Below are 24,536 nucleotides of genomic sequence, written 5' to 3' on the forward strand. Positions count from 1 at the left end.
AATTAGTGGGGATTTTTTCCTGTATAAATCAGACTTTTACGATATAAAAAAAGACTGCCATATTTCGGCAGTCTTAGTCGATAAATTCAAATTCATATTCAAGAATTTTTACAATATCTCCGTCTTTTGCACCACGTGCACGAAGCGCTTCATCAATACCCATTCCGCGCATTTGGCGAGCGAAACGACGTACAGATTCATCACGTGAGAAGTCTGTCATCTTGAATGTTTTCTCGATATCATAACCAGAGATAACAAACGTGCCATCACTTTCACGTGTAATGTCAAATTTAACACCTTCAGTCTCAAGTTTGTACATTACACTTGTATCAGACTCATCCGCTACTTCATGTATTGGGAATTCAGGTGTTGTTTCTAATAAGTTCGCTACTTCAAATAGTAAATCACGAACACCTTGTTTCGTTACAGCTGAGATTGGGAAGATTTTTACTTCGTCTCCCACTTTCTCTTTAAATGCTTGTAAGTTTTCTTCTGCATCTGGCATATCCATTTTGTTTGCAACAACAACTTGTGGACGCTCCGTTAGGCGAAGATTGTATTCTTTTAATTCATTATTAATCGTTACGTAATCTTCATATGGATCACGGCCTTCTAAACCAGACATATCAATTACATGCACGATTACACGTGTACGCTCAATATGACGTAGGAATTGATGACCAAGTCCGACGCCAGCATGTGCGCCTTCAATTAGTCCAGGAAGGTCAGCCATAACGAAGCTGCGGTTATCACCAGTTTCAACAACACCAAGATTTGGAACGATTGTTGTAAAGTGATACTCTGCAATTTTCGGACGTGCTGATGATACGACAGATAATAATGTAGATTTACCTACACTTGGGAATCCAACAAGTCCAACGTCTGCTAGTACTTTAAGTTCTAGAATGACATCACGTTCTTGACCTGGTTCCCCATTCTCAGCGATTTCTGGCGCTGGGTTCGTAGCTGTTGCGAAACGTGAGTTACCACGGCCACCGCGGCCACCTTTTGCAATTACAGCTGTTTGTCCATGCGTTACTAAATCGGCAAGAATTTGACCAGTTTTTTCATCTTTTACTACTGTTCCTGGCGGAACTTTAACGATTAAATCTTCAGCTTTGCGACCGTGCTGCCCTTTACTCATTCCGTGCTGACCACGATCAGCTTTGAAATGACGTTGGTAGCGGAAGTCCATTAATGTACGTAAGCCTTCTTCAACAACGAAAACAACATCTGCACCTTTACCACCGTCGCCACCTGCTGGACCACCTTTTGGAACATACTTCTCACGACGATACGCAACCATTCCGTTACCACCGTCGCCGCCTTTTACATATATCTTGACCTGATCTACAAACATTATTTCACCACACTTTTTTCAATTGGTTGTAATATAACTGAGACTTCTTCGTCTCTTACTGTATAAGAAATGGAATACCATTTATTGTTTTGGTTCGCAAGCCAATTCTGTAGTTCTTCTACACTCGTTAGCTTACCACGAAAATCAAAAAAGAAACGAGCATTCTCCGCGTCACATTCAATTGTGATACAAACATAATTTTCAACATATACGTCTAAACTATGCTGAAGCATTGAGAAAAATTGATTCGTCCATGTACATACAGTCTCATCTAAGTGAGATAAGTTATGTAAATTCCCTAATACTTCGTACTCCAATAAGCACGGCTGCTGTTTCCAATTATATGTTAAAATCCACTCTGAAAATAAAGGCATTGATAGCCCCATCAGATTGGATTCTTGTCTCGCTTCTTGGACAAAACGATCGATGAGACTATGAATTTCTTCCACTTTTCCAAGGGAAAGGTTTCCTTTCACCATCTGCATACGATTGAGCCAATCATGTCTTGAATGGCGCAATGCATCTATAATTGTCCATTTTTTATTCATTTAGATACTCCTTAATATAGAAAAACTCTAACCTGCACTCAGGTTAGAGTTTTCCGTGAGTTCTTATGCTTCTTGAGCAACAGGATATACGCTCACTTGTTTGCGGTCACGGCCAAGACGCTCGAAGCGTACTACGCCGTCAACTTTCGCGTATAAAGTGTCATCGCCACCACGACCAACGTTAACACCTGGATAAATTTTTGTACCGCGTTGACGGTAAAGAATTGAACCACCTGTAACCGTTTGACCATCTGCGCGTTTAGCACCAAGACGTTTTGACTGAGAGTCACGACCGTTCTTTGTACTACCTACACCTTTCTTAGATGCGAAAAACTGAAGATCTAATCTTAACATACGTTACACCTCCTGCACTTTTTCTATTAAACGGATATACTTTCCGTAATCAAGTTCGATCGTCTTAAGCGAAACAACCAATCCTTCTAAAAGTATCTGTGCTTTTTCTGCTGTATGAACGTCTAAATCATTAGGCAATTCATACGTTAAGAATCCACCATCACTTCCGAGTTCAATAGTTGCCTGCACATTACAAAGTTCTTCCACAGCATTTATGGAACCAAACACAACCGCTGTAGTTCCAGCACAGACAAGATCTTGTCCATGTGGCGCATAATCGGCATGTCCAGTCATTTTAAATGATTGGATACTTCCTAATTTCGTGCGACTTATCGTAATTTTAATCATGTTAACCAGAATTAAGCGTTGATAGCTTCAACAACTAGCTTAGTGTAAGGTTGACGATGACCTTGTTTCTTACGATTGTTCTTTTTCGCTTTGTATTTGAAAACGATGATTTTCTTAGCGCGACCGTGTTTTTCAACTTTCGCAGTAACTGTTGCACCTTCTACAACTGGGCTACCAACTTTCACGTTTTCGCCACCAACGAAAAGAACTTTGTCAAAAGTAACAGTTTCACCAGCTTCAACATCTAATTTTTCAATGTAGATTTCTTGACCAGCTTCAACTTTGATTTGTTTTCCACCTGTTTCGATAATTGCGTACATACTTGCACCTCCTCTTAATTACTAAGACTCGCCAAAAACGAGGTAGACATAAATGCCTTTAAGGAACCTGTCTTGTGCGGTTGTAGCATATAGCCGTTTAGGTGCTATAAACTATAACATAAAGATGTTATCATGAATCATAGACTATTGTCAATGAAAGTTCTAATAACTATTTTTTCCGTTCTATAATTTCTTTTTTACTTCCAAAACGGATAATAGCGTACTTTTCGATCATATCATCTTTGAAATAAATTTCAAATGGAATATTTTTTTGTAATTCTTTTTGCAAAAATTGTTTTTGTAATTCTTTAGGTGCAGAGATTAATACTGCCTCATCTTCTATATTGCCATATGAAATTAGCTCTCTCTCTAGCTCATACGCAATCGTTTCATATGACATGACATAACCCGTCGCTTTGCACGGTGCACACTCTTCAAGTAATACGTCACGTAAAGAATGTTTTTTACGTTTACGTGTCATCTCTAAAATCCCTAACTCTGTGAACCCGAGCACTCTTGTATATGTGCGATCATTTTGCATAGCAGCGATGAGACATTCTCTTATCTTTTCTTTATCTTCTCTTCTTTTCATATTAATAAAGTCAATTAATATCATACCACCAATATCACGGAGTCTTAATTGACGCGCTATCTCTTCAGCTGCTACTTCATTTGTACGAAGGACTGTATCTTGTAAATTCTGTTTTCCAGTAAACTTACCTGTATTCACATCAATTACAGTCATCGTCTCCATTTGTTCCATAATTAAATAAGCACCATTTGGGAGCCAAACAATTTTTTGAAGTGCTTTCTCAATCTCACGCTCTATGCCAAAATGGTTAAATATTGAAGACTTTTCATTATAAAAAGATATTTTTTCTTTGCCGACTTTTTCTTCTAATTCTTTTACTATACTTCTTGTATCTACAACTACTTTTTCAATCGTTTCAATTGGATTCTCTTGAAATACACGATCTAAAAAGGTTGCTGGCCGATGAAGTAGTAACGGTGCCTTTCCTTGGCCCTCTTTTCTTTTTAACTCTTCATATAACTGCTGTAACCTTTGCATTTCAGCTTGTATTTCTTCAATTTCTCCTTTTTCAGAAGCTGAGCGGAAAATATAACCTCCTTTCCCTTCTACTTCAATTTGGAGTAATTGTTGCCTTCTTTTATTGTTTTTTATTTTCCGAGAAACCGCACGCATTTCATCATATGGCATATAAACGACATATTTCCCGGTAAATTCTATATTTGCTGTCAATTTTGGCCCTTTCGTATCAATTGCCTCTTTTACAACTTGTACGAGTACCGCTTTTCCTTCATGTATATGATAAGAAGATGGTACATCATCGTACGAAAGATACGCATGTTTTTCTAAACCTATATTTACAAAAGCTGCATTCATTCCAGCAATCGTTCTTACGATACGTCCAACATAAATATGCCCAACAATCTCTTGTTCTTCATTTCGTTTCCATAAAAACTCAACAATTTTCTTCTTCTCTTCAATTGCAACGCGTTTTTCCGATCCAGCATAGTTAATATATAACGTTTTCAAAATACTTTCCTCACTTTATAATCTTCTTTGCTTTTACAATAATAAAAGGTTAGTGCTAACGTCAACACTAACCGATTAATTCTTCAACAGATGAAGTTGTTCGTTTTTCAGTAAAATACGCATAAAGCAATTCATTTTCATCCAATGTGTAACGTTCTTTATATTTTCCGCGGACGATAATAGAATGCTTATAGCCTCTACGAAATTTTGTGAATATCTTATATAAATGATCTTCTGATTGCACCTCAATCGGTGCAATCTTTTCAATTCCTCTTTTGTTCCCATAATAACGTTCTAATAAAAAACGCATAAAGGCATACCGTCTTTGCTTCCATTCTTGATATAACGACACCGCTAAAAATATGAGTAGTACCCACATCATAATATTATTACTATTCCAAAGTAACTGCCATCCTAGTATGACACTAAAAAAAACACATGATAATTGCATCATCTTTTCATGTGCTTGTAAATAAGGAAAACGATATGATAGTACGTTAAACAATACTTTTCCACCATCAAGAGGCCAAATAGGTAGTAAATTAAACGCTAAAATAATTATATTATTCCACATAAAGAAATAATATAATTCCGCATGAAGCCAACCAGCTTCAAACAACATATAGCCTACCGCCATCATCCAAATATGTTGAATAGGTCCTGCAATTACAACAACTAGTTCCTCTTTCAATGATTTATTCCCATGTTCCTCAAGCTCAGCCACACCACCAAACGGCAAAAGTTGAATCTTCTTAATACGCCAATTATAGTGTGCCGCTGCAAAAGCATGCCCAAGTTCATGGATGAGAACGATACAAAATAACAGTAGTAACTCTTTAAAACGTGCCGTGAAAATACCAATGACAATAATAACCCAAAACAATGGATGCACTGAAATCTTTGTTAAAACATCTCTATATTTAATCAAATGAAATCACCTGAATCGGATCAATAAATTTTTCATCCTTTTTTATTGCGAAATAAAACTTACCATTTTTATTATTCGCATCATTATTCACTGTTCCAATTTTTTGTTTCTTTGAAACGTAATCATATAATTTCACTGACATATCATTTAAATTTGCATACCATGACTCCGTACCATCTGCATGCTGAATTTGAACTGTATTACCAAGTTCCTCTTTCTTGCCTGCAAAAACTACTAGCCCTTCATTCACTGACTCAACAGTTGCATTTGTAGCTGTTTGTACAAATACACCTTGGCCATTTTTTTGAAACCCTTGCATCACCTTTCCGGAAGCAGGAATGGCATAATCTTTTTGCTGAATCGTTTCTTCTTTTTTCTCATTAGGCGAATAAAACACGAGCGGTTTTCCAAACTGTTTTTCGTACCATTTCGCTACAGTAGCAAACTGAAATTCTTCTTTCATCACTTTTTCTGTAACAGCTTTAGCACCGTCGAAAGAAGCTGGTGCATTCTTATATAAAATAGCGACAGAAAGAACTAATATTGCTGATAACAATACTTTGAAGAAAAACACTTCTTTTCGAAATAAAGGATGAATTTCCTTTTCTCCATCTTCAATAAATACTGTTTCACTATCAAAATTCCCTCCAGCAAAATACTGCTCTTCCTCCATCCTTTCTTGCTCTGCCTTCCTCTTCGCAATCCGTTTTTTAATTTCTTCTACACGTCTATTCTTCATACTGTCTCCTTTCTTTCGTTAAGCTAATGTACATAGAAACAGTTGTATACAGTTTGTACATATGTATGAGCTAGGTATGGAAGATATTCGTGTGAAGAAAAAAGAAAGCACTCCGCAAATATGCGAAGTGCTTTTAACGGATTCCAAAGAAGTTTTTCACCTTTGTAAATACCGATACCTTTTCTTGTTCAAATGCTTGTAATGGGACATTCTCACCCAACAAACGTCTTGCAATATTACGATAAGCTAACGCTGCTTTTCCGCTCGGTTGCAACGCTACAGGCTCACCTGTATTTGTAGCACGAATAACTTCATCATCATCTTCCACAACACCAAGAAGCTCGATTGACAATGTACGTACGATTTCATCAACATCTAACATATCCTGTTCATGAAGCATATGACTACGCACACGATTAATAACAAGTTTCGGTGGTTCAATATCCTCTTTTTCTAAAAGCCCGATAATACGATCCGCATCGCGCATTGAGGATACTTCTGGCGTCGTAACAACAATTGCTTTATCCGCACCAGCTACCGCGTTTTTAAATCCCTGCTCAATCCCCGCAGGACAATCAATTAATATGTAATCATAATCTTGACGTAATACTTGTATTAATTCATCCATTTGTTCAGGTGTTACCGCTGATTTATCACTCGTTTGTGCTGCAGGTAATAAATAAAGATCATCAAAACGTTTATCTTTAATAAGAGCCTGAGGTAAACGGCAACGCCCTTCAACGACATCAACAAGATCAAATACAATACGATTTTCCAGCCCCATTACTACGTCTAAGTTTCGAAGACCGATATCTGTGTCAATTAAGCACACTTTCTTTCCAGATAACGCTAGGGCTGTCCCAATGTTCGCAGACGTTGTAGTTTTACCTACACCGCCTTTTCCAGATGTAATTACTATTGCCTCTCCCACAGCTATACAATTCCCCTTTCTAACTTTGTTAAATTAGGTCTAAGATGAGTGAGAAGTTGCAGTCGATCGACAACAATGTGATTGTTCTCATTAATATACGCACATTCTGCCGCCTCCGCTCCGTCTTCTTTCTCTTCCGGAGCCCGCATTGCCACATCACTAATTCGAAGTTGCATCGGGTTCATAACAGATGCAGCGATTACAGCATCTGAATCCCCATAATACCCCGCATGTGCAATTCCTCTTAATGATCCTACGACAAAAATATTCCCCCCAGCGATAACCGTTCCGCCTGGATTAACATCACCAATTAACAATAAATTTCCTTTTACATGTAAAACTTGTCCAGAGCGAACAATTTTGGAAATAGGGACGATTTCTGTTTCTTCTTTCCAAGCTATTGCTTCCTCTTTCGTTATAACATCACTTTCAATCGAATCCACAACGAGATTCTTTTTATTACGAATTAACGTACGAATCTCTTCTTGTTGGACTTCTGTTAAATAACGGTTTCCTACTTTCACATGCACTTCAATTAAAGAGCGTCCATCACCATCATAGTAATGTGTAGAAAGCTTTTCATCTAATTCCTTCAATAATTCAGAGAATGAACAACAATCATCTAAATGAAGGGTTATTCCGTCTTTTGTCCCTTTTATTGTTACATTTTGTTGCTTTTTTTCTTCCACTAAAGTTCACCCCACCGATTCAATTCGACATAAAATTAGAAAATCCTTTTTTCTTTTTCTTCCATCGCTTTTGAAAGACGCACTAAATATCGTCTCAGTGGGAAACAAACTATCAATAAGAAAATTGCATTTAGCAATAAAGTAGACAGGAGACGATCTGTGAAAAAGACATACGCCGACATATGAGTACGTCCTAACAAAGTTAAAAATCCATACACATAATACTCTAATGCTACTATGCTAGCTAGTACGATAGAAGTAACAATAAATAAATTCAATTGTAGTACCTTCATCACACTATAAACTAAATAAACTAAAATCGGATACGCAAAAATATATATACCAACAAGTTCCGTGTATACGGTATCAAATAAGAAACCAAATAATAGTCCGTAATAAATCCCTTGGACCGGACTATAGTACACAGTAATAAAACATAACACAATGATAAAGAAATGAGGTGATGCTATACTGTCTTTCCAAAAAACCTCTGTTGGAACAATAGTAGCAAACATATTTTCAAATAAAAAAGCAAAAAGGAGCAAAAGAGGAAGAGCTGCTCTTTTTAAAATCTTCATCATCTCTTCTCCCCCTCCTATTCTAATGGCGCTGAAGGCGTTTCACGTTTCGCAACTACAACATGCTCTACGTCATTTAAATCAGCGGCTGGCTTTACATAAGCTGTTTTTGTTAAACCGTATGGATCCTGCTGAACTTCAACGATTTTTCCAATTACAAGACCTTTCGGGAAAATATCACCGAGCCCAGATGTTACAACTAGTTGATCCTTATCTACCGGTGCATCAGAACCAATCTTTGTGAAAAGAAGTAAGTGCTTTTCTTTATCGTAACCTTCAATCAATCCAAAGATTTTCTCATTCCCTTGTACGATAGCAGAAACACGATTTGTTCGGCTCATAGAACTTAACAATTCTACTGATGATGTAAACTGAGATACACTTTTCACTCGTCCCACTAAACCTTGTGGAGTTAATACAGCCATATCTTTTTTTATTCCTTGCTGTGCCCCTTTATCAAGTCCAACTAAATCGTACCATTTATCTGGATTACGAGAAACAACAGTCGCTGGAATTTCAGTATAACCGCTATTTAACTTATCTTTACCCGTTAACTCTTGTAACTTCTTGTTATCATCTTCTAATTGTTTTACTTTCCCTGATAGACCTGCATAATTGTCTAATTTTGCTTTTAATTCTTTATTCTCTTCATACGTGCGCTTTACATCCTCTACATTTTCGAAGAATCCAGCTACGTATTTCGCTGGCTTTTGGAATACACGTTCTACAACACCGACAGTGTCTTTAACAAACTGCTCTGGCCATGTTAAACTGTTCCGTTCTTTCAATGAGATTCCAATCAATGCCACGAGAAGAATAATACTAACTAACAAAACAATTAATCTTTTGTTTAAGAAAAACTGTGGCACGTTCACACCCTCTTAATTTCATTGATTTTTATTTTGCAATATTATCGAGCAGCAGTTTTGAAAAGATCGATATTGTCTAATGCTTTACCCGTTCCAATTGCTACGCAATCTAATGGATCTTCTGCAACAAGAACTGGCATATTTGTTTCTTCACTAATTACTTTATCTAAATTACGTAGTAATGCTCCGCCACCTGTTAATACGATGCCACGGTCCATAATGTCTGCCGCTAATTCTGGTGGAGTTTTCTCTAACGTATTTTTAACAGATTCTACAATGGCATCTACTGTATCTTTTAATGCATCTGCAATTTCTTCTGGTTGAATTAGTACTGTTTTTGGTAAACCACTTACTAAATCACGACCACGAATTTCCATAGGCTCGATACCTTCTGGCTCGCCTGCAGAACCGATTTCTAATTTTAATGCTTCAGCTGTTCTTTCACCGATCATTAAGTTGTAGCTTTTCTTAATGTACTGAATGATTGAATCATCCATATCATCACCAGCAACACGAACTGATTGACTTGTTACAATACCACCTAAAGAAATGATTGCAACTTCTGTTGTACCGCCACCAATATCAACAACCATGCTACCAGTTGGTTCCCAAACAGGTAAGTTTGCACCAATTGCTGCTGCAAATGGTTCTTCGATAGGATAAGCATCACGAGCACCAGCTTGACGAGTCGCATCGATTACTGCACGTCTTTCTACAGCTGTAATACCAGATGGTACACATACCATTACATAAGGCTTACGTGAGAAGAATCCATTTGATTTTTGAGCTTGTTGAATGTAATATTTCATCATTGTTGCTGTTGTTTCGTAATCAGCAATTACACCGTCTTTCATCGGGCGAAGTGCCACAACGTTTCCTGGTGTACGACCAATCATTTGTTTTGCATCGCTACCTACAGCAACGATTTGTTTCGTATCAGTTTGTAACGCTACTACTGAAGGTTCACGTAAAACTACACCTTTTCCCTTTACATATACAAGCGTGTTCGCAGTTCCTAAGTCTATTCCAAGATCGCGAGTAAAGCCACCAAATCCAAACATATTATTTATCTTCCTTTCTTGTTTTCACGGACTCATTTTTTCTTACTTTATATTATAAAAACAGTACGTTTTTTATATCTTTATCCTTTTTGTAGATAATTTTCTACAAAAAACTCATAAATCACATTATAAAACAAAATAAGTAAAAAGCATAGTCTTAAATATGACCTTTTTCCTTTAAACTCACGAATTTATGGTCACCTATTATAATATGATCGAGCACTTCAATTCCGATAATCCGGCCGCATTCTACTAAGCGTTTTGTTACTTCAATATCTTCTCGGCTCGGCGCAGGGTCTCCTGAGGGATGGTTATGAAGACATATGATAGAGGCTGCTGCACGGCGAAACGCTTCTTTAAAAACTTCCCTTGGATGTACAATTGATGAGTTTAAACTTCCAATGAAAATCGTTTGCCTATGTATAACTTGATTCTTTGTGTTCAAATATAGACATACAAAATGCTCCTGCTGCAGGAAGCGCATTTCTTCCATCATATATCTGGCGCAATCTTCCGGGCTTCGAATGCTGTATCTATTTTGATATTCTAAACGCACCATTCTTCTACCGAGTTCAAAAGCAGCGATGAGCTGTGATGCCTTCGCAACTCCAACACCATGTATACTCACTAACTCTTCTAGCGTTGCGTCTTTCAACATACGTAAACCATCAAAATGATGCAAAATTTTATCCGATAACTTTAAAACTGTTTCTTCTTTAGAACCTGTTCTGAGTAACACTGCAAGAAGCTCCCGATTGGATAAACTTCCAGCCCCTTCTAACAATAAACGCTCCCGTGGCTGTTCTTCTTTGACAACATCACGAATACCGTTCATTCCTCCACCCCTTTATTTGTTCTCTCAAAGAAAATCCCATGCAGTTTTACGCATGGGTTACATCAATATTAAATTGTTTTAATTCCCGAACAAGACGTGAAATTGGTAACCCAACTACACTATAGTAGTCCCCTTGAATATGTTGAACAAAAATAGATCCTTTACCTTGAATCCCATAACTTCCTGCTTTATCCAAAGGCTCTTTTGATGCAATGTATGTGTCAATTTCCTCTTCTGTTAATTCCCAAAACGTAACTTCTGTACGCTCGTAAAAAGTGACTGTTTTGTCCTTTGCTATAATTGCAACACCTGTATACACCTCATGTGTTTTCCCTGATAATAATTGCAACATTTCTTTCGCCTCAGCCTCATTAGATGGCTTTCCAAGAATACGCGACTCATATGTAACAATTGTGTCTGCACCTAACACAATATAATCACTGTTATTTTCTGCTACCGCAGATGCTTTTTGCAGGGCAAGGGACATAACAATATCAGAAGGCGATGAATACGCACCAATCGTTTCTTCTACTTCACTTACAACAATTTCAAATGGTACACCCGCTAACTCCAGCAATTCCTTCCTGCGAGGTGATCCTGAAGCTAAAATAATTTTTTTCATATTTTCTCCTTCCTTTCTCACATGAAGCAGAATCATTTATATCAATCGTATCAAAGGAATAGTTTGTCCACAAATAAAAGAAATATTATTTTCTCTAAACAAAATAATACTTCCTTACCAAAACACGATTATATTCCTGTCATAGAGAAAGCACTTTACTCTAAATTCAAAAGAAAAGAAAGAAGCCTTTACACTTCTTCCTTCGTCATTTCATTATCCTATTATTTCACCTTTTGTGAAACAATTTTTTCGTATGAAAGTATACCATCAATGATAACTTGATTTAATTTCGCTAATGATTCCTTATCATCTTTTCCGTCCTTCACTGTTTGCACAGCTACCGACGTATACATATACAATTTCTTCGCTTCTTCCTGCTTCATACTTTTCCCTTCTTTTTCAATCGCTTTCCACTCTTTTTCGATCGCACCTATATCTTTTGTATTACTTTTTTCACTAGCTTGTACGCTAGAAGCATATTTTGCTAAATGAGTATATAATGGCTGTAATTTTGTTAAAAACGCCCCGACTTCTTTATCATCTTTAAGTAACGCTTTATCTGTTATATCCCAGTCCTTTTTCAATACGGAGACATTATCTTTTTTATACTGCGTCATTAATTGGTTTATGCCTTGTTCATCGCTAGCAATACCAACAACTAATGCATACTTATCGCCGCTCGGTTTTAAGGCTGCTACACCTCCATTACCTTTCCACTCTTCAAGAGCGGCCTGTCCCTTTTCTTCAGAAGAATAGATTCCTCCTTGAACAAAAAATAATTTCATTGGATCTAATGACGTTCCTGTCTGTGCTTTTGTTTTTTCCTCTTTTGGTGCTGGTGTTTGTTCTGCCGTTCCACCCACCTTTGATTCTTCCTTTCGCATCTGCTTCGAAGCTGTTACTTCGCTTCCTCCTGTCGCACCTTGTCCTTTCAGTAACTGTAGCATCCCCATCCCAAACGCCGTACCAATAATAATTGCAGTTGCAACGATTGCAATTAACGTATTGCTCCACTTCTTTCGATTTTTTTCCGTAGACGCTACTTTCGATTTTTGAAACAGAACAACGTTTTTTGGCCTTTCACTTTCTACTACCATCCAATCAAATTCATCTTTCTTCTTCTCCTCATACTTCGCTTCTGTTCCATTCACTTTCACTGAGATCGTTCGTGATTGCTTGTCCATACACTCACACCTCACCTCTTATCGTTGTCCGCATCATATCATATTCATTTCACAAAAAAACGAGATATTTGTCAGAGGAATTCGCCAAATAACCCTATATATTTATCTTATATGTATGCATTTGACTTCATTTGTAGAACAAAAAAACTAGATAGCAAAGACTATCTAGTTTTTTCGCGAATATATTTTCGAACTTCCGAAATGAAATAAAGAGAACCTGTTATGATAAAAACATCATTTTCTCCAAGCATTTCAACCTTCGTATCAATTGCCTCTTTCCAATTTTCAAAAACTAATTTTGACTCTTCCTTTGCATACGATGCAAGTTTGTCAGCAGAAATCGCACGATCAAAGGCGAATGTTGTAAAAATAATTTCATCGGCGATGCTTTCTAATTGACCTACCATATTGTGCAATTGTTTATCACCAAGGGCAGTAAATAAAACTATTACATTTTTATCTTTGTAATGTGATTCTACCGTTTTCACAAGACTTTCAATACCTTCTGGGTTATGAGCACCATCTATAATAATATCCGGATTACTTTGCAGTTTTTCAAAGCGCCCCACCCAATACGCTTCCTGTAATCCCGTTCTTATTTCTTCTTCCTCAATTAAAAATGATAAGTATGTTTTTACATACATGACTGCCATAAGTGCAAGTGCTGCGTTTCCTACTTGATGGCTGCCTTTCATTGAAATTCGCACATCTTCAAAAGAGGCGAAAGGGCAAGTGAAATCGAAATGTTCTCCATCTTCGCTAGACTGTTTATGTAACGATGTAAAATGGTTGCCCATCTCGTATACATTTGCATGATTTTCCTTTGCAACTTTTTGAATGACTTGCAACGCTTCCTCATCTTGCACACCAGTAATAACCGGAACACCAGACTTAATAATTCCCGCCTTTTCATATGCAATTTCTCCTAATGTATTACCTAAAATATGCATATGATCGTGACCGATATTCGTAATAATCGTGAGAACTGGATGAATCACATTCGTAGAATCAAAGCGCCCTCCAAGCCCTGTTTCAAATAAAACAACATCACAGAAATTAACTTTACCGAAGTAACAAATTGCCATAACAGTAATAATTTCAAACTCAGTCGCTTCCCCTAAATCCGTTTCATCTAGTTTTTCAACGACTGGCTTTACCATCTTTACAAGTTCAGTAATCTCTTCATCTGCAATTGGTGTTCCATTCACACTAATACGCTCGTTAAATGTTTCAATATAAGGGGAGGTAAATGTTCCTACCTTATATTTTGCATTTTCTAACATGTAGCGCATATATGTTAACGTTGAACCTTTTCCATTTGTACCAGCAAGATGAACACATTTTATGTGACGTTCTGGATTTCCGAGTTCTTCTAGCATCCATCTCATTCTTTCTAATCCCGGTTTAATACCAAATTTCAATCGGCTATGAATCCACCCTATCGCTTCTTCGTATGTATGTATCACGTATGCTTTCCCCTTTCAAAAGACAACCTTCACCTTTCTATTATACGCAAAGAAAAGAGACTCACCAATATAGTGAGTCTCTAAAAAACATTTTTATTTCTCAAGATCCGCTAGACGTTGGCGAACTGCTTCGCGTTTTTCTAGGTAATCTTGCTCTTTCGCACGCTCTCCTTCAATAACTGCTGCAGGAGCTTTCGCTACGAAACCTTGGTTTGAAAGTTTCTTCTGTACACGTTCTACTTCTTTGTCGAACTTCTCAAGCTCTTTCTCAAGACGTGCTCTCTCTTCATCAAGATTGATAAGATCAGCTAACGGTAAGAATAACTCTGCACCTGTTACGATTGCAGTCATTGCTTTTTCTGGCGCTTGTAAATCCGTTTGAATTGTTAATTCGCTTGGGTTACAGAAACGCTCAATGTAAGAGCTGTTTTTCGTAAGTTGAGCAAGTACAGCCTCATCTTTTGCTTTAATTTGCATTTGAACTTTTTTGCTCATTGGCGTATTAACTTCTGCACGGATGTTACGAACAGAGCGAATAATATCAACTAGAAGGTGCATTTCTGCTGCAGCTTCTGCATCTTGTAAATCTTCGCGAACTGTTGGCCATGCTGCTACTGTAATAGATTCGCCTTCATGCGGTAAATGTTGCCAAATCTTCTCTGTTACGAATGGCATGAATGGGTGTAATAGACGCATTGTTTGGTCTAATACGTAAGCTAAAATAGAACGAGTTGTTTTCTTAGCTGCTTCATCTTCACCGTATAGTGGAAGTTTCGCCATTTCAATGTACCAGTCACAGAAATCGTCCCAGATGAAGTTGTATAATGAACGACCAGCTTCACCGAACTCATATTTATCCATGTTTCGCGTTACACTTTCGATTGTTTCATTTAAACGAGTTAAAATCCACTTATCTGCAACTGATTTTTCACCAGTTAAATCGATTTCTTCATACTTCATGTCATCCATGTTCATTAATACGAAACGTGATGCATTCCAAATTTTATTAATGAAGTTCCAAGTAGATTCTACTTTTTCCATGCTGAAACGTAAGTCTTGACCTGGTGCACTTCCCGTTGATAAGAAGAAACGCATTGCATCTGCACCGTACTTCTCGATAACTTCCATTGGGTCAATACCGTTACCAAGAGATTTACTCATTTTACGTCCTTGCTCATCACGAACTAAACCGTGAATTAATACATCTTTAAATGGACGCTCGCCTGTAAACTCTAAACCTTGGAAAATCATACGAGATACCCAGAAGAAGATGATGTCATAACCCGTTACTAGTGCATCAGTTGAATAGTAACGTTTGAAGTCCGCTGCATCTTCATTTGGCCAACCAAGTGTTGAAAATGGCCATAACGCTGAACTGAACCATGTATCAAGTACGTCGTTATCTTGATTCCAATTTTCAATATCTGCTGGCGCTTCTGTACCTACGTATACTTCACCAGTTTCTTTATGATACCAAGCTGGAATGCGGTGTCCCCACCATAATTGACGAGAAATACACCAGTCGTGAATGTTTTCCATCCAACGTAAATATGTGTTTTCGAAACGATCTGGTACGAACGTTACTTTCTCTTCTTCTTTTTGCTGAAGCGCTACTGCCTTCTCAGCAAGTGGAGCCATTTTTACGAACCATTGTGTTGATAAGTAAGGCTCAACAACTGCACCACTACGCTCACTATGACCTACTGAATGCATATGAGGCTCGATTTCTACTAATACGCCCGCTTCTTGTAAATCTTTTACTAACGCTTTACGGCACTCGAAACGATCCATACCGTTATACTTACCAGCTTTTTCGTTCATCGTTCCATCTTCGTTCATTACTAAGATACGTGGTAAGTCATGACGGTTACCTACTTCAAAGTCATTCGGGTCATGAGCTGGCGTAATTTTTACAACACCTGTTCCGAAATCTTTTTCTACATACTCATCAGCAATAATCGGAATCTCACGGCCTACGATTGGAAGTGTAACTGTTTTTCCGATTAAATGCTTGTAACGATCGTCTTCTGGATGAACCGCTACCGCTGTATCACCAAGCATCGTTTCTGGACGAGTTGTTGCAAGACGAATGTGACCAGATCCATCTGTTAACGGATAGTTCATATGGTAGAATGCACCTTGAACTTCTTTATGAATTACTTCAATATCAGAAAGAGCTGTGCGTGTTGCCGGGTCCCAGTTGATAATATATTCACCGCGGTAAATTAAGCCTTTTTCGTATAATTGAACGAATACTTTATTAACCGCATCAGATAAACCTTCGTCTAATGTGAAACGTTCGCGAGAATAGTCTAGTCCTAAACCAACTTTCCCCCATTGTTGACGAATGTGAGAAGCGTATTCTTCTTTCCATTCCCAAGCCTTTTCAAGGAATTTCTCACGGCCAAGATCGTAACGTGACATACCTTCTTCACGAAGTTTCCCTTCTACTTTCGCTTGTGTTGCGATACCCGCATGGTCCATTCCTGGAAGCCACAATACATCGTAACCTTGCATACGCTTCGTACGAGTTAAAATATCTTGAAGAGTTGTATCCCAAGCATGACCTAAGTGTAACTTACCAGTTACGTTCGGAGGTGGAATTACAATTGTATACGGTTGTTTCTTCTCGTCTCCTGTTGCTTCAAAATATTTGCCTTCTAACCACCACTGATAAAGGCCTTCTTCAACGGACATATGATCATATTTAGTTGGTAAATTCTTTTCCGTGTTTGACATTATTTTCCCTCCTTAAAATAAAAAATGCCCCTCATCCAAAAAAGGACGAGGGACATCGCGGTACCACCTTTATTTACAAACAAATTCAGGAATTTGCTTATACTCTTAATTTGATAACGGACAAATCCGTCTTTTCCTAATGAGAACTATTCCGTTCAGAAAAGATGCTCCAGGGCTACCTTCTAACATAACTATCTAGAGAATCTCTCAGCTAATGATTCTCCTCTCTGAAGACGTTTCTTGTTATACTCTTCCCCTTCAAGGCATTTATATGATTGTTAATTATTATATACAATAGTGTAAAAAACGAAACCTTATTCGTCAAGATAAATTTAAGACTACAGCTTTTTGAGTAAAAAAAAGAAGATAAGTAGCACCCTCTACTTACCTTCTTTATCCGTTCCCTTGCTGGGCAGCTTGTAATTGCGAAAGAAAATATTCTATATTACTAACGAGCCAATGCGCTTGTTGCAAACTCTTTACTCCGAGAAGTTCATTTTCCTCATTACGCCGCTCTCTTCTTTTCTTATAAGACTGGATTTGCCGAATAAATTGCGATGGATACGTCATATACGCAAACATGAGTAGTTGCTCTTCTTTCGTAAAAGGGAAATTTTTTTGATACATTTGATACCATTCAAACCGATCACTTCGCGCAATTGGATATGTGTTTAAAGACCGAGAATAAAAGCCTACAATATCTTGCACAGGTGTTGCAAACTTCGATTTTTCTAAACTAATAAAATAGCCATTCCGTTCATAATCAAATAAAAAATGATTAAGCGATACGTTACCATGTACAAAAGTAATGCGCGTTGTTTCTTTTTCTTTCATTGCATCGTTCCACTCATTTAATTGCTTCGTTGCAAACTCACGCGCTCTCATTACATGATGATAGTACGTACAATACTGCAATTCAAACGGAGACATATACCACTTCGCTTCCGATTCTACAAGAAACTCTTCTAACATCTCTCCATCATTTTCCCAACGATTGGATATATTTGTATAATGTTTTTCTAAATCCTCTTCTGTATACGTTTCTTCTTTTACCGTTTTTTGGTGCAACGTTCCGAGAGTCTGAAACATTTTATGGTATTGATCATTATCCTCGCCGTTCCCTTCCGCACGCTCTAACCAAGGCATTAAATAATAATTATACGTACCATCACTTAAAATATAATTTCCGTCCGTCGCATGATATATAGGTACATAATTTGAAAAACCTTTCTCCTTCAAATATTGAATATGATGCAAAAAGTTATTCCGCTCTAACTTCCTGCCTTCTATTTTCTTGAGCGCATATGGACCTTGATTCGTATAAATTTTCGTCACACTTCCGTGCTCTTCCATATGCTGCGTATCCAATCTATATTGCCTTACAATGGGTTCATAACGATTTCGTAATTCCATATCCATACGAATAACCCTTTCTATTCAAAACATAGCCTTTAGAAAAATAAGTGAGTGAAAACACTCACTTATTTCGCTTTTGCTCTTGAAACAGGAATATAAATAATTTGTCCTGTAGTTAAATATATATCTTCTGTTTGATTGACACGGTATAAGTTTTGTACAGATGTTTCATAACGTTCTGCAACAGATTCGATCGTATCTCCTTCTTGCACAAAATACATTCTTAACTTTGTAAATTCTTCTTCCGGTTCTTTCGTAAATAATTTCGTTAAATAAAGCGCATTTTCATCCCGCTGTGAATACGTTTCCTCTTCTTGTACTTCTTGTTTTTTCGCTTGTTCTTTCTTAAAATCTTTTCTTCCGAACAATTCAAATTGCGGCGTTGTTTCTTTCTCCTCTTCACGCTCTACAAATTCATGTTCTTCTATTTCCTCTTCTTCTACTTCCTGCTCTTTTCTTTCTTCTAGTTGGAACGGTTCAAATGCGTAATCTTCCCACTCATCTGATTCCTTATAGGCTGGCTCTTCGACTTGTGGCGTTGGTCTAGTTTCATGCTCTTGCGCAGAATCATCCTCTAACTCAGCATACGCCGTTTCTTCCTCCTCATCCTCAATTCTTTCTTCATCACATAAACCTGTAATAGATATATCCGCTAATAATTGTAAGCAACCATTTTCCTTTAGTTCATAATCAAATTCCTCGATAGATACATATAGTTCTTCAATTACTTTCACACGGTTTCTTGGGATTGATATTTCAAGTGGGAAGGAATGAACAAGTTCATTAACCCCATCTTCTCTCGTTTCTACATAATCAATGGACTTCGCTGGCGATAGATCTCTTAATGAATAAGCTGAATCATCTTGCCTTGCAACATACTCTCCCGTTAAATCTAATTGCCCTCTCACAATTACCTCATGATCAAGCTCTTCTATCTCAACGTCTGGATCTAACGAAATTGACAAAAGTTCTTCGACTTCCTGTCCTTTTTGGAACCAAACAGATTCTTTTAATGAAAAACGTAATGAATGATCTGTTGCCACTTCTTTTCCCCCTCCCAAACTATATGTCATTACAGATTTATGTACGGAAAGCTGACTTTATGAATAAAAAAAATCGCTCCCCTTACAGAGAGCGATTTTTTTATTCAATTAAGCTTTTAATTTTGACATTGCAATTTCAGCCGCTGCAATCGTCGCTTCAATATCTGCATCACTATGTGCTGTCGATAAGAATAAACCTTCAAACTGGGATGGCGGTAAAAATACACCTTGTTCTACCATTTCACGATAGTAAGCCGCAAAGAACTCTAAGTTTGAAGATTTTGCTGCATCGTAATTAATAACTGGTTCATCTGTAAAGAAGATACCAATCATAGAACCCGCACGATTGATATGATGTGGAATGCCATGTTTTTCAGCCGCTTTACGTAAGCCAGCTTCTAACATTTCAGCTTTACGCTCAAATTCTACATACGATTCTGGCGTTAACTGTACTAACGTTTCATAACCTGCTGCCATTGCTAGTGGGTTACCTGATAAAGTACCTGCTTGATAAATCGGTCCGCTCGGTGCAACTTGGCGCATAATTTCTGCTTTACCACCGTATGCTCCTACCGGTAATCCACCACCGATTACTTTACCTAAACAAGTTAAATCAGGTGTTACACCGTAATAACCTTGTCCACAATTATAAGCAACACGGAATCCTGTCATTACTTCATCAAAAATAAGCAATGCACCATTTTGCTCTGTTACTTTACGAAGACCTTCTAAAAATCCTGGTTGCGGAGGAACAACACCCATATTCCCTGCTACTGGTTCTACAATGACACAAGCAATATCATCACCGAATTGTTCGAAAGCGTATTTCACACTTTCTAAATCGTTATACGCTACTGTAATCGTATTTTTCGCTACACCTTCTGGTACACCAGGGCTATCTGGTAAACCTAGCGTTGCTACACCAGAACCCGCTTTAATTAATAACGAGTCACCATGACCGTGATAACAACCGATAAATTTCAAAATTTTGTTACGCCCTGTATAACCACGAGCTAAACGTAGCGCACTCATTGTCGCTTCTGTTCCAGAGTTAACCATACGCACAATCTCAATTGATGGAACACGCTCAATAACAAGTTTCGCTAATTTATTTTCAATTTCCGTTGGAGCACCGAAGCTCGTACCTTTTTCAGCAACAGCTTTTAAAGCCTCAACAACACGATCATTTGCATGACCATGAATTAATGGACCCCATGATAATACGTAATCGATGTATTCATTTCCATCGATATCATATACTTTAGAGCCTTTTCCACGCTCCATAAACAACGGATTCATACCGACAGACTTAAAAGCACGAACTGGGCTATTTACGCCACCAGGCATTAAATCTTGAGCCTCTTCAAACGCTGCAATCGACTTATCAAACTTTTTCATTATTTAGCGCCTCCTTCTTGTAACCATCTTGCTGCATCTTTCGCATGATACGTAATAATTAAATCTGCTCCTGCGCGTTTCATACTAATTAATTTTTCAAGTACAACTTCTTTTTCATTAATCCAGCCATTTTGCGCTGCCGCTTTAATCATTGAATATTCACCGCTTACGTTATAAGCAACGACTGGTAAATTAAAGTTATTTTTCACATCACGAACGATATCTAAGTAAGAAAGAGCTGGCTTTACAATTAAGAAATCTGCCCCTTCCATTACATCTGATTCTGCTTCACGGAATGCTTCCATGCGGTTCGCTGGGTCCATTTGATATGTTTTACGATCACCAAATTGCGGTGCACCATGCGCCGCATCACGGAATGGTCCGTAAAATGCTGATGAATATTTAACAGCGTACGACATAACTGGTACATGTCCAAAACCATTTTCATCTAATGCGTGGCGAATTGCTGTTACGAATCCGTCCATCATGTTTGATGGCGCAATAATGTCCGCTCCTGCTTTCGCTTGGCTTACAGCTATTTTTGCAAGAACTGCAAGAGACTCGTCATTTAAAATAATACCATCTTCAATTACACCGCAATGACCATGGCTTGTGAATTGACATAAACATGTATCCGCAACTACTACTAGATCAGGGAATTCACCTTTAATTTGCTGAATCGCACGTTGCACAATTCCATGATCACAATATGCTGATGATCCAACTTCATCTTTTTCAGCAGGTAAACCAAATACAATAACAGAACGAATACCTAAATCAACAACTTCTTGCATTTCAGCTTGCAATAAATCTAAAGACATTTGATATACGCCTGGCATAGAAGGTACTTCATTACGAACATTTTCACCTTCTAATACAAAAATAGGGTAAATAAAATCTTCCGTATGTAAAAACGTTTCACGCACAAGCGCACGCATGCCCCCGCTTTGTCTTAAGCGACGATGACGATTAAATTGTAAAGAGTTCATAGATTTCTATCCCCATTCTTTTATTTTATAGATTCACAAACACATTGTAGTAATGCTTCTACAGTGTACTCTTTCGGCATAATAATATGCGGAAAATAAAGGCTCGCCTCTTTTTCCGTAATAGGCCCTATACAAGCAATTGTACATTTTTTTGTCCATTCTCTCCAGTTTGTATCCTCAAGTAAACGAACAAAACTAGTAACAGTGGAAGGGCTCGTAAATGTAATAATGTCTACTTTCCCTAACTTCAACGCTTCTATAAGCTCTTGCTTTTTCTCTACATTTTCTTTCGTACCATATACGATAAGCTCATCTAGAGAAACACCCATTTCACGAAGCGCAACTGGAATTACGTCTCTTGCTAAATTCCCTTTCGGAAATAAAATACGTTCGTTTCCACTTAATCTTTTTACAAACTCTTCTGCAAATACTTCTGCAACAAATGAAGTTGGAACAAAATCCACTCGATAGCCTCGCTTTTCTAACTCTAACTTTGTTTTCACACCTACTGCAGCAATTTTAGTCGTTACGGGGAGCTTCTTTCCTAAACAATCTAGAAAAAAAGCTACCCCATTTTTACTCGTAAAAATAACCCAATCATACGAATGTAACTGCCCTGCTATATGTTGAATTTGCCTATGAAACATACCTTCCATACGCAAAAGCGGAATTTCCAATGGAATTCCGCCCTTTTCTTTCACCGCTACACTCATTTGTTTTGCTTGATGCTGGGCACGCGTAACCAATACCGTTTTGCCAGCGAGAGCGTTCATACTTATTGTTGCCCCTTATTTGCAGCAAGAATGAGTTCTTTTGCGCCTTGGTTAATTAAACGGTCCGCAGCCTCTAATCCTACTTTCTCTGGATCAGTCCCTACTACTGTCTCTTTCAATAAAACAGAACCGTCCATAGACCCGACAAGAGCTGTTAATTCGATTGCATCGTTTTCTGTAAGAGTTGCATATCCAGCGATCGGAACTTGGCATCCCCCTTCAAGTTTATGAAGAAATACGCGTTCTGCTGCCACTGTTTTTTCTGTTACTCCATCATTCATATGAGCTAACAACTGCAGTAAATCTTTATCATCCTCACGACACTCAATCGCTAATGCACCTTGTCCTACAGCAGGTACACATAACGTCTCATCTAAATGTTCTGTAATAACTTCATTATCCCAGCCCATTCTTTGTAATCCCGCTGTCGCTAAAATAATTGCATCGTAATCTTCTTCTTTTAATTTGCGTAAACGTGTATCGATATTTCCGCGAATCCACTTCACTTGTAAGTCTGGTCTCGCAGCGAGTAACTGTGCACTACGTCTTAAACTACTCGTACCTAAAATAGCGCCTTCTGCTAACTCTTTAAACGACGCTCCGTTTTTTGAGATAAAAGCATCACGAGGGTCAACACGCTTTGGTGTACAACCAATCATTAATCCTTCTGGAAGTACGGCCGGCATATCTTTCATACTATGTACAGCCATATCAATTTCTTTCGTAAGTAGCGCATGTTCAATCTCTTTCACAAACAAGCCTTTGCCACCTACTTTTGAAAGAGTAACATCTAAAATTACATCGCCTTTTGTGACGATTTCTTTCACTTCAAATTCATATGGTAAACCTAGCGCTTTTAACTGATCAATAAACCAATTTGTTTGCGTTAATGCTAATTTACTCTTTCGTGACCCTACAATAATTTTGCGCATAATTTTCTCTCCTCATTATAAATACCAAAAGTGGAAGTTGGATAAACTGCTTAATAGAAAAATATTAATTAGCATTACGAGAAATGCTCCGATGTTCCACTGCACGATTTTCTTCCCTTGCAACACATCTGCCGCGCGTAAATATAGGCCAGCACAATATACAAATAGAACGACAAAAGACCCGATTACTTTCGTATCATACCAATGGAAATTGTCCAATTTTGTATATCCCCATATGCATCCTAATAAAATAGCTAGTAAGAAAAATGGAACAGAAAATAAATTTAATCCGTAAGACATCGATTCTAGCTTCGGTAAATTCCCTAATCTTCTTAATCTCGCATTCCATTTTTTCTTTTTTAATAGGCGATATTGCAATAAATACATAATAGAAAAAATGAACGATACAGTAAAAGTTGCATAAGAAATAATAGCCATACCGACATGTACATATACAAGCTCCGAAACTAATTGCTCTGCAAGTACCGGCGACATCTTTCCAAGCGGCGTAAAAATAGAAAAAGCGCTTACGCCAAATGCAACAACATTTGTAAAAAAGACTAAAAAATCGATTCTCATAAATCGATTAATGACTAACGACATCGTAATCAATAGCCAAACATAAAAATAAATGCCTGATAATAAGGTTAAAAGGGGGTTCGTTTCTGAATCTGTAGCTCTAAGCAACATAAAAATAGAATGCAGAACCCATACAATCGAAAGTAACCAAAAAGCAAATCGGTTCGCCTTTCGGTTACTTTGGAAATAATCTATAAAATATAAACTAATGCTACAAGCATATAAAATAATTGCAATATGATAAATAATACTGTTATTTAAAAAACTCATCCGATCA

General features: G+C 37.6%; 25 protein-coding genes and 2 other annotated features. All 25 genes read right to left on the reverse strand.

Annotated elements, in window-relative coordinates; genetic code table 11:
- Positions 1-73: 73 nt before the first annotated feature.
- The gene (gene obgE / locus ACTFSI_RS04565) at positions 74-1,360 is read right to left on the reverse strand and encodes a GTPase ObgE (RefSeq protein ID WP_000497115.1); all 1,287 of its coding nucleotides are present in this window, start codon (positions 1,358-1,360) and stop codon (positions 74-76) included.
- Entirely contained in the window at positions 1,360-1,908 is a 549-nt protein-coding gene (locus ACTFSI_RS04570; RefSeq protein WP_001037006.1) for a sporulation initiation phosphotransferase B, read from the reverse strand. The genes obgE and ACTFSI_RS04570 overlap by 1 nt, the downstream gene beginning before the upstream one ends.
- Positions 1,909-1,971: 63 nt before the next feature.
- On the reverse strand, positions 1,972-2,262 hold the full coding sequence (gene rpmA / locus ACTFSI_RS04575; RefSeq protein ID WP_000944958.1) for a 50S ribosomal protein L27: 291 nt from the start codon (positions 2,260-2,262) through the stop codon (positions 1,972-1,974).
- Between the two features lie 3 nt (positions 2,263-2,265).
- Positions 2,266-2,610: a ribosomal-processing cysteine protease Prp gene (locus tag ACTFSI_RS04580; RefSeq protein WP_001993153.1), complete on the reverse strand. Its 345-nt coding sequence runs from the start codon at positions 2,608-2,610 to the stop codon at positions 2,266-2,268.
- Positions 2,611-2,621: 11 nt separating this feature from the next.
- Positions 2,622-2,930: a 50S ribosomal protein L21 gene (rplU, locus tag ACTFSI_RS04585; protein WP_000270908.1), complete on the reverse strand. Its 309-nt coding sequence runs from the start codon at positions 2,928-2,930 to the stop codon at positions 2,622-2,624.
- 14 nt (positions 2,931-2,944) lie between these two features.
- Positions 2,945-3,022, reverse strand: a sequence feature (ribosomal protein L21 leader region).
- Between the two features lie 77 nt (positions 3,023-3,099).
- Entirely contained in the window at positions 3,100-4,488 is a 1,389-nt protein-coding gene (locus ACTFSI_RS04590) for an Rne/Rng family ribonuclease (protein WP_000855420.1), read from the reverse strand.
- Between the two features lie 67 nt (positions 4,489-4,555).
- On the reverse strand, positions 4,556-5,416 hold the full coding sequence (gene spoIVFB / locus ACTFSI_RS04595) for a stage IV sporulation intramembrane metalloprotease SpoIVFB (RefSeq protein WP_000599051.1): 861 nt from the start codon (positions 5,414-5,416) through the stop codon (positions 4,556-4,558).
- Positions 5,409-6,155: a stage IV sporulation protein SpoIVFA gene (gene spoIVFA, locus ACTFSI_RS04600; RefSeq protein WP_000797468.1), complete on the reverse strand. Its 747-nt coding sequence runs from the start codon at positions 6,153-6,155 to the stop codon at positions 5,409-5,411. Before spoIVFA ends, spoIVFB begins: the two co-directional genes overlap by 8 nt.
- 133 nt (positions 6,156-6,288) lie before the next feature.
- Positions 6,289-7,086 (reverse strand): septum site-determining protein MinD, encoded by a 798-nt coding sequence (minD, locus tag ACTFSI_RS04605; protein ID WP_000503311.1) that lies wholly within the window; start codon positions 7,084-7,086, stop codon positions 6,289-6,291.
- A 2-nt stretch (positions 7,087-7,088) separates the two neighbouring features.
- A complete protein-coding gene (gene minC / locus ACTFSI_RS04610) occupies positions 7,089-7,775 on the reverse strand; it encodes a septum site-determining protein MinC (protein ID WP_000391517.1) in 687 nt (228 codons plus the stop codon).
- Between the two features lie 35 nt (positions 7,776-7,810).
- Complete coding sequence (gene mreD / locus ACTFSI_RS04615) at positions 7,811-8,356, reverse strand: rod shape-determining protein MreD (RefSeq protein ID WP_000975746.1); 546 nt, start codon at positions 8,354-8,356, stop codon at positions 7,811-7,813.
- 14 nt (positions 8,357-8,370) lie between these two features.
- A complete protein-coding gene (gene mreC / locus ACTFSI_RS04620) occupies positions 8,371-9,222 on the reverse strand; it encodes a rod shape-determining protein MreC (RefSeq protein WP_001135483.1) in 852 nt (283 codons plus the stop codon).
- 41 nt (positions 9,223-9,263) lie between these two features.
- A complete protein-coding gene (gene mreB / locus ACTFSI_RS04625) occupies positions 9,264-10,283 on the reverse strand; it encodes a cell shape-determining protein MreB (protein WP_000466737.1) in 1,020 nt (339 codons plus the stop codon).
- A gap of 157 nt (positions 10,284-10,440) precedes the next feature.
- Positions 10,441-11,118 carry a DNA repair protein RadC gene (radC, locus tag ACTFSI_RS04630; protein ID WP_001013381.1) on the reverse strand — a complete coding sequence of 226 codons (678 nt, stop codon included), beginning with the start codon at positions 11,116-11,118 and terminating at the stop codon, positions 10,441-10,443.
- A gap of 46 nt (positions 11,119-11,164) precedes the next feature.
- Positions 11,165-11,740, reverse strand: coding sequence for a Maf family protein (locus ACTFSI_RS04635; protein WP_000720488.1), 576 nt, complete (start codon positions 11,738-11,740; stop codon positions 11,165-11,167).
- Between the two features lie 221 nt (positions 11,741-11,961).
- Positions 11,962-12,924, reverse strand: coding sequence for a hypothetical protein (locus ACTFSI_RS04640; protein ID WP_000360981.1), 963 nt, complete (start codon positions 12,922-12,924; stop codon positions 11,962-11,964).
- A gap of 161 nt (positions 12,925-13,085) precedes the next feature.
- Positions 13,086-14,390, reverse strand: a complete 1,305-nt coding sequence (locus ACTFSI_RS04645; RefSeq protein WP_138321055.1) for a bifunctional folylpolyglutamate synthase/dihydrofolate synthase — start codon at positions 14,388-14,390, stop codon at positions 13,086-13,088.
- A gap of 93 nt (positions 14,391-14,483) precedes the next feature.
- On the reverse strand, positions 14,484-17,129 hold the full coding sequence (locus ACTFSI_RS04650) for a valine--tRNA ligase (protein WP_000072255.1): 2,646 nt from the start codon (positions 17,127-17,129) through the stop codon (positions 14,484-14,486).
- A 38-nt stretch (positions 17,130-17,167) separates the two neighbouring features.
- Positions 17,168-17,400, reverse strand: a binding site (T-box leader).
- A 122-nt stretch (positions 17,401-17,522) separates the two neighbouring features.
- Positions 17,523-18,548 carry a spore coat protein YsxE gene (ysxE, locus tag ACTFSI_RS04655; RefSeq protein ID WP_000367002.1) on the reverse strand — a complete coding sequence of 342 codons (1,026 nt, stop codon included), beginning with the start codon at positions 18,546-18,548 and terminating at the stop codon, positions 17,523-17,525.
- A gap of 62 nt (positions 18,549-18,610) precedes the next feature.
- The gene (gene spoVID, locus ACTFSI_RS04660) at positions 18,611-19,588 is read right to left on the reverse strand and encodes a stage VI sporulation protein D (protein WP_000179737.1); all 978 of its coding nucleotides are present in this window, start codon (positions 19,586-19,588) and stop codon (positions 18,611-18,613) included.
- Between the two features lie 108 nt (positions 19,589-19,696).
- Entirely contained in the window at positions 19,697-20,986 is a 1,290-nt protein-coding gene (hemL, locus tag ACTFSI_RS04665) for a glutamate-1-semialdehyde 2,1-aminomutase (RefSeq protein WP_440045248.1), read from the reverse strand.
- The gene (gene hemB, locus ACTFSI_RS04670; RefSeq protein ID WP_440045249.1) at positions 20,986-21,975 is read right to left on the reverse strand and encodes a porphobilinogen synthase; all 990 of its coding nucleotides are present in this window, start codon (positions 21,973-21,975) and stop codon (positions 20,986-20,988) included. The genes hemL and hemB overlap by 1 nt, the downstream gene beginning before the upstream one ends.
- 20 nt (positions 21,976-21,995) lie before the next feature.
- On the reverse strand, positions 21,996-22,748 hold the full coding sequence (gene hemD / locus ACTFSI_RS04675) for a uroporphyrinogen-III synthase (RefSeq protein WP_440045250.1): 753 nt from the start codon (positions 22,746-22,748) through the stop codon (positions 21,996-21,998).
- Between the two features lie 2 nt (positions 22,749-22,750).
- Complete coding sequence (hemC, locus tag ACTFSI_RS04680; protein ID WP_001226412.1) at positions 22,751-23,680, reverse strand: hydroxymethylbilane synthase; 930 nt, start codon at positions 23,678-23,680, stop codon at positions 22,751-22,753.
- Positions 23,681-23,695: 15 nt separating this feature from the next.
- On the reverse strand, positions 23,696-24,529 hold the full coding sequence (locus ACTFSI_RS04685; RefSeq protein ID WP_000008996.1) for a cytochrome C assembly family protein: 834 nt from the start codon (positions 24,527-24,529) through the stop codon (positions 23,696-23,698).
- Positions 24,530-24,536: the final 7 nt, after the last annotated feature.

This window comes from Bacillus cereus group sp. MYBK101-2 (assembly GCF_051918845.1).
Lineage (GTDB): Bacteria > Bacillota > Bacilli > Bacillales > Bacillaceae_G > Bacillus_A > Bacillus_A paranthracis.

Coding starts and splice junctions, on each gene's coding strand:
- spoIVFA (WP_000797468.1), bottom strand. CDS start 6,155: ATGAAGAATAGACGTGTAGAAGAAATTAAAAAACGGATTGCGAAGAGG.
- ACTFSI_RS04570 (WP_001037006.1), bottom strand. CDS start 1,908: ATGAATAAAAAATGGACAATTATAGATGCATTGCGCCATTCAAGACAT.
- rpmA (WP_000944958.1), bottom strand. CDS start 2,262: ATGTTAAGATTAGATCTTCAGTTTTTCGCATCTAAGAAAGGTGTAGGT.
- ACTFSI_RS04685 (WP_000008996.1), bottom strand. CDS start 24,529: ATGAGTTTTTTAAATAACAGTATTATTTATCATATTGCAATTATTTTA.
- rplU (WP_000270908.1), bottom strand. CDS start 2,930: ATGTACGCAATTATCGAAACAGGTGGAAAACAAATCAAAGTTGAAGCT.
- radC (WP_001013381.1), bottom strand. CDS start 11,118: ATGAACGGTATTCGTGATGTTGTCAAAGAAGAACAGCCACGGGAGCGT.
- mreD (WP_000975746.1), bottom strand. CDS start 8,356: ATGATGAAGATTTTAAAAAGAGCAGCTCTTCCTCTTTTGCTCCTTTTT.
- mreB (WP_000466737.1), bottom strand. CDS start 10,283: ATGTTTGGATTTGGTGGCTTTACTCGCGATCTTGGAATAGACTTAGGA.
- ACTFSI_RS04580 (WP_001993153.1), bottom strand. CDS start 2,610: ATGATTAAAATTACGATAAGTCGCACGAAATTAGGAAGTATCCAATCA.
- ACTFSI_RS04635 (WP_000720488.1), bottom strand. CDS start 11,740: ATGAAAAAAATTATTTTAGCTTCAGGATCACCTCGCAGGAAGGAATTG.
- ACTFSI_RS04650 (WP_000072255.1), bottom strand. CDS start 17,129: ATGTCAAACACGGAAAAGAATTTACCAACTAAATATGATCATATGTCC.
- ACTFSI_RS04640 (WP_000360981.1), bottom strand. CDS start 12,924: ATGGACAAGCAATCACGAACGATCTCAGTGAAAGTGAATGGAACAGAA.
- hemB (WP_440045249.1), bottom strand. CDS start 21,975: ATGAACTCTTTACAATTTAATCGTCATCGTCGCTTAAGACAAAGCGGG.
- hemL (WP_440045248.1), bottom strand. CDS start 20,986: ATGAAAAAGTTTGATAAGTCGATTGCAGCGTTTGAAGAGGCTCAAGAT.
- hemD (WP_440045250.1), bottom strand. CDS start 22,748: ATGAACGCTCTCGCTGGCAAAACGGTATTGGTTACGCGTGCCCAGCAT.
- hemC (WP_001226412.1), bottom strand. CDS start 23,680: ATGCGCAAAATTATTGTAGGGTCACGAAAGAGTAAATTAGCATTAACG.
- obgE (WP_000497115.1), bottom strand. CDS start 1,360: ATGTTTGTAGATCAGGTCAAGATATATGTAAAAGGCGGCGACGGTGGT.
- ysxE (WP_000367002.1), bottom strand. CDS start 18,548: ATGGATATGGAATTACGAAATCGTTATGAACCCATTGTAAGGCAATAT.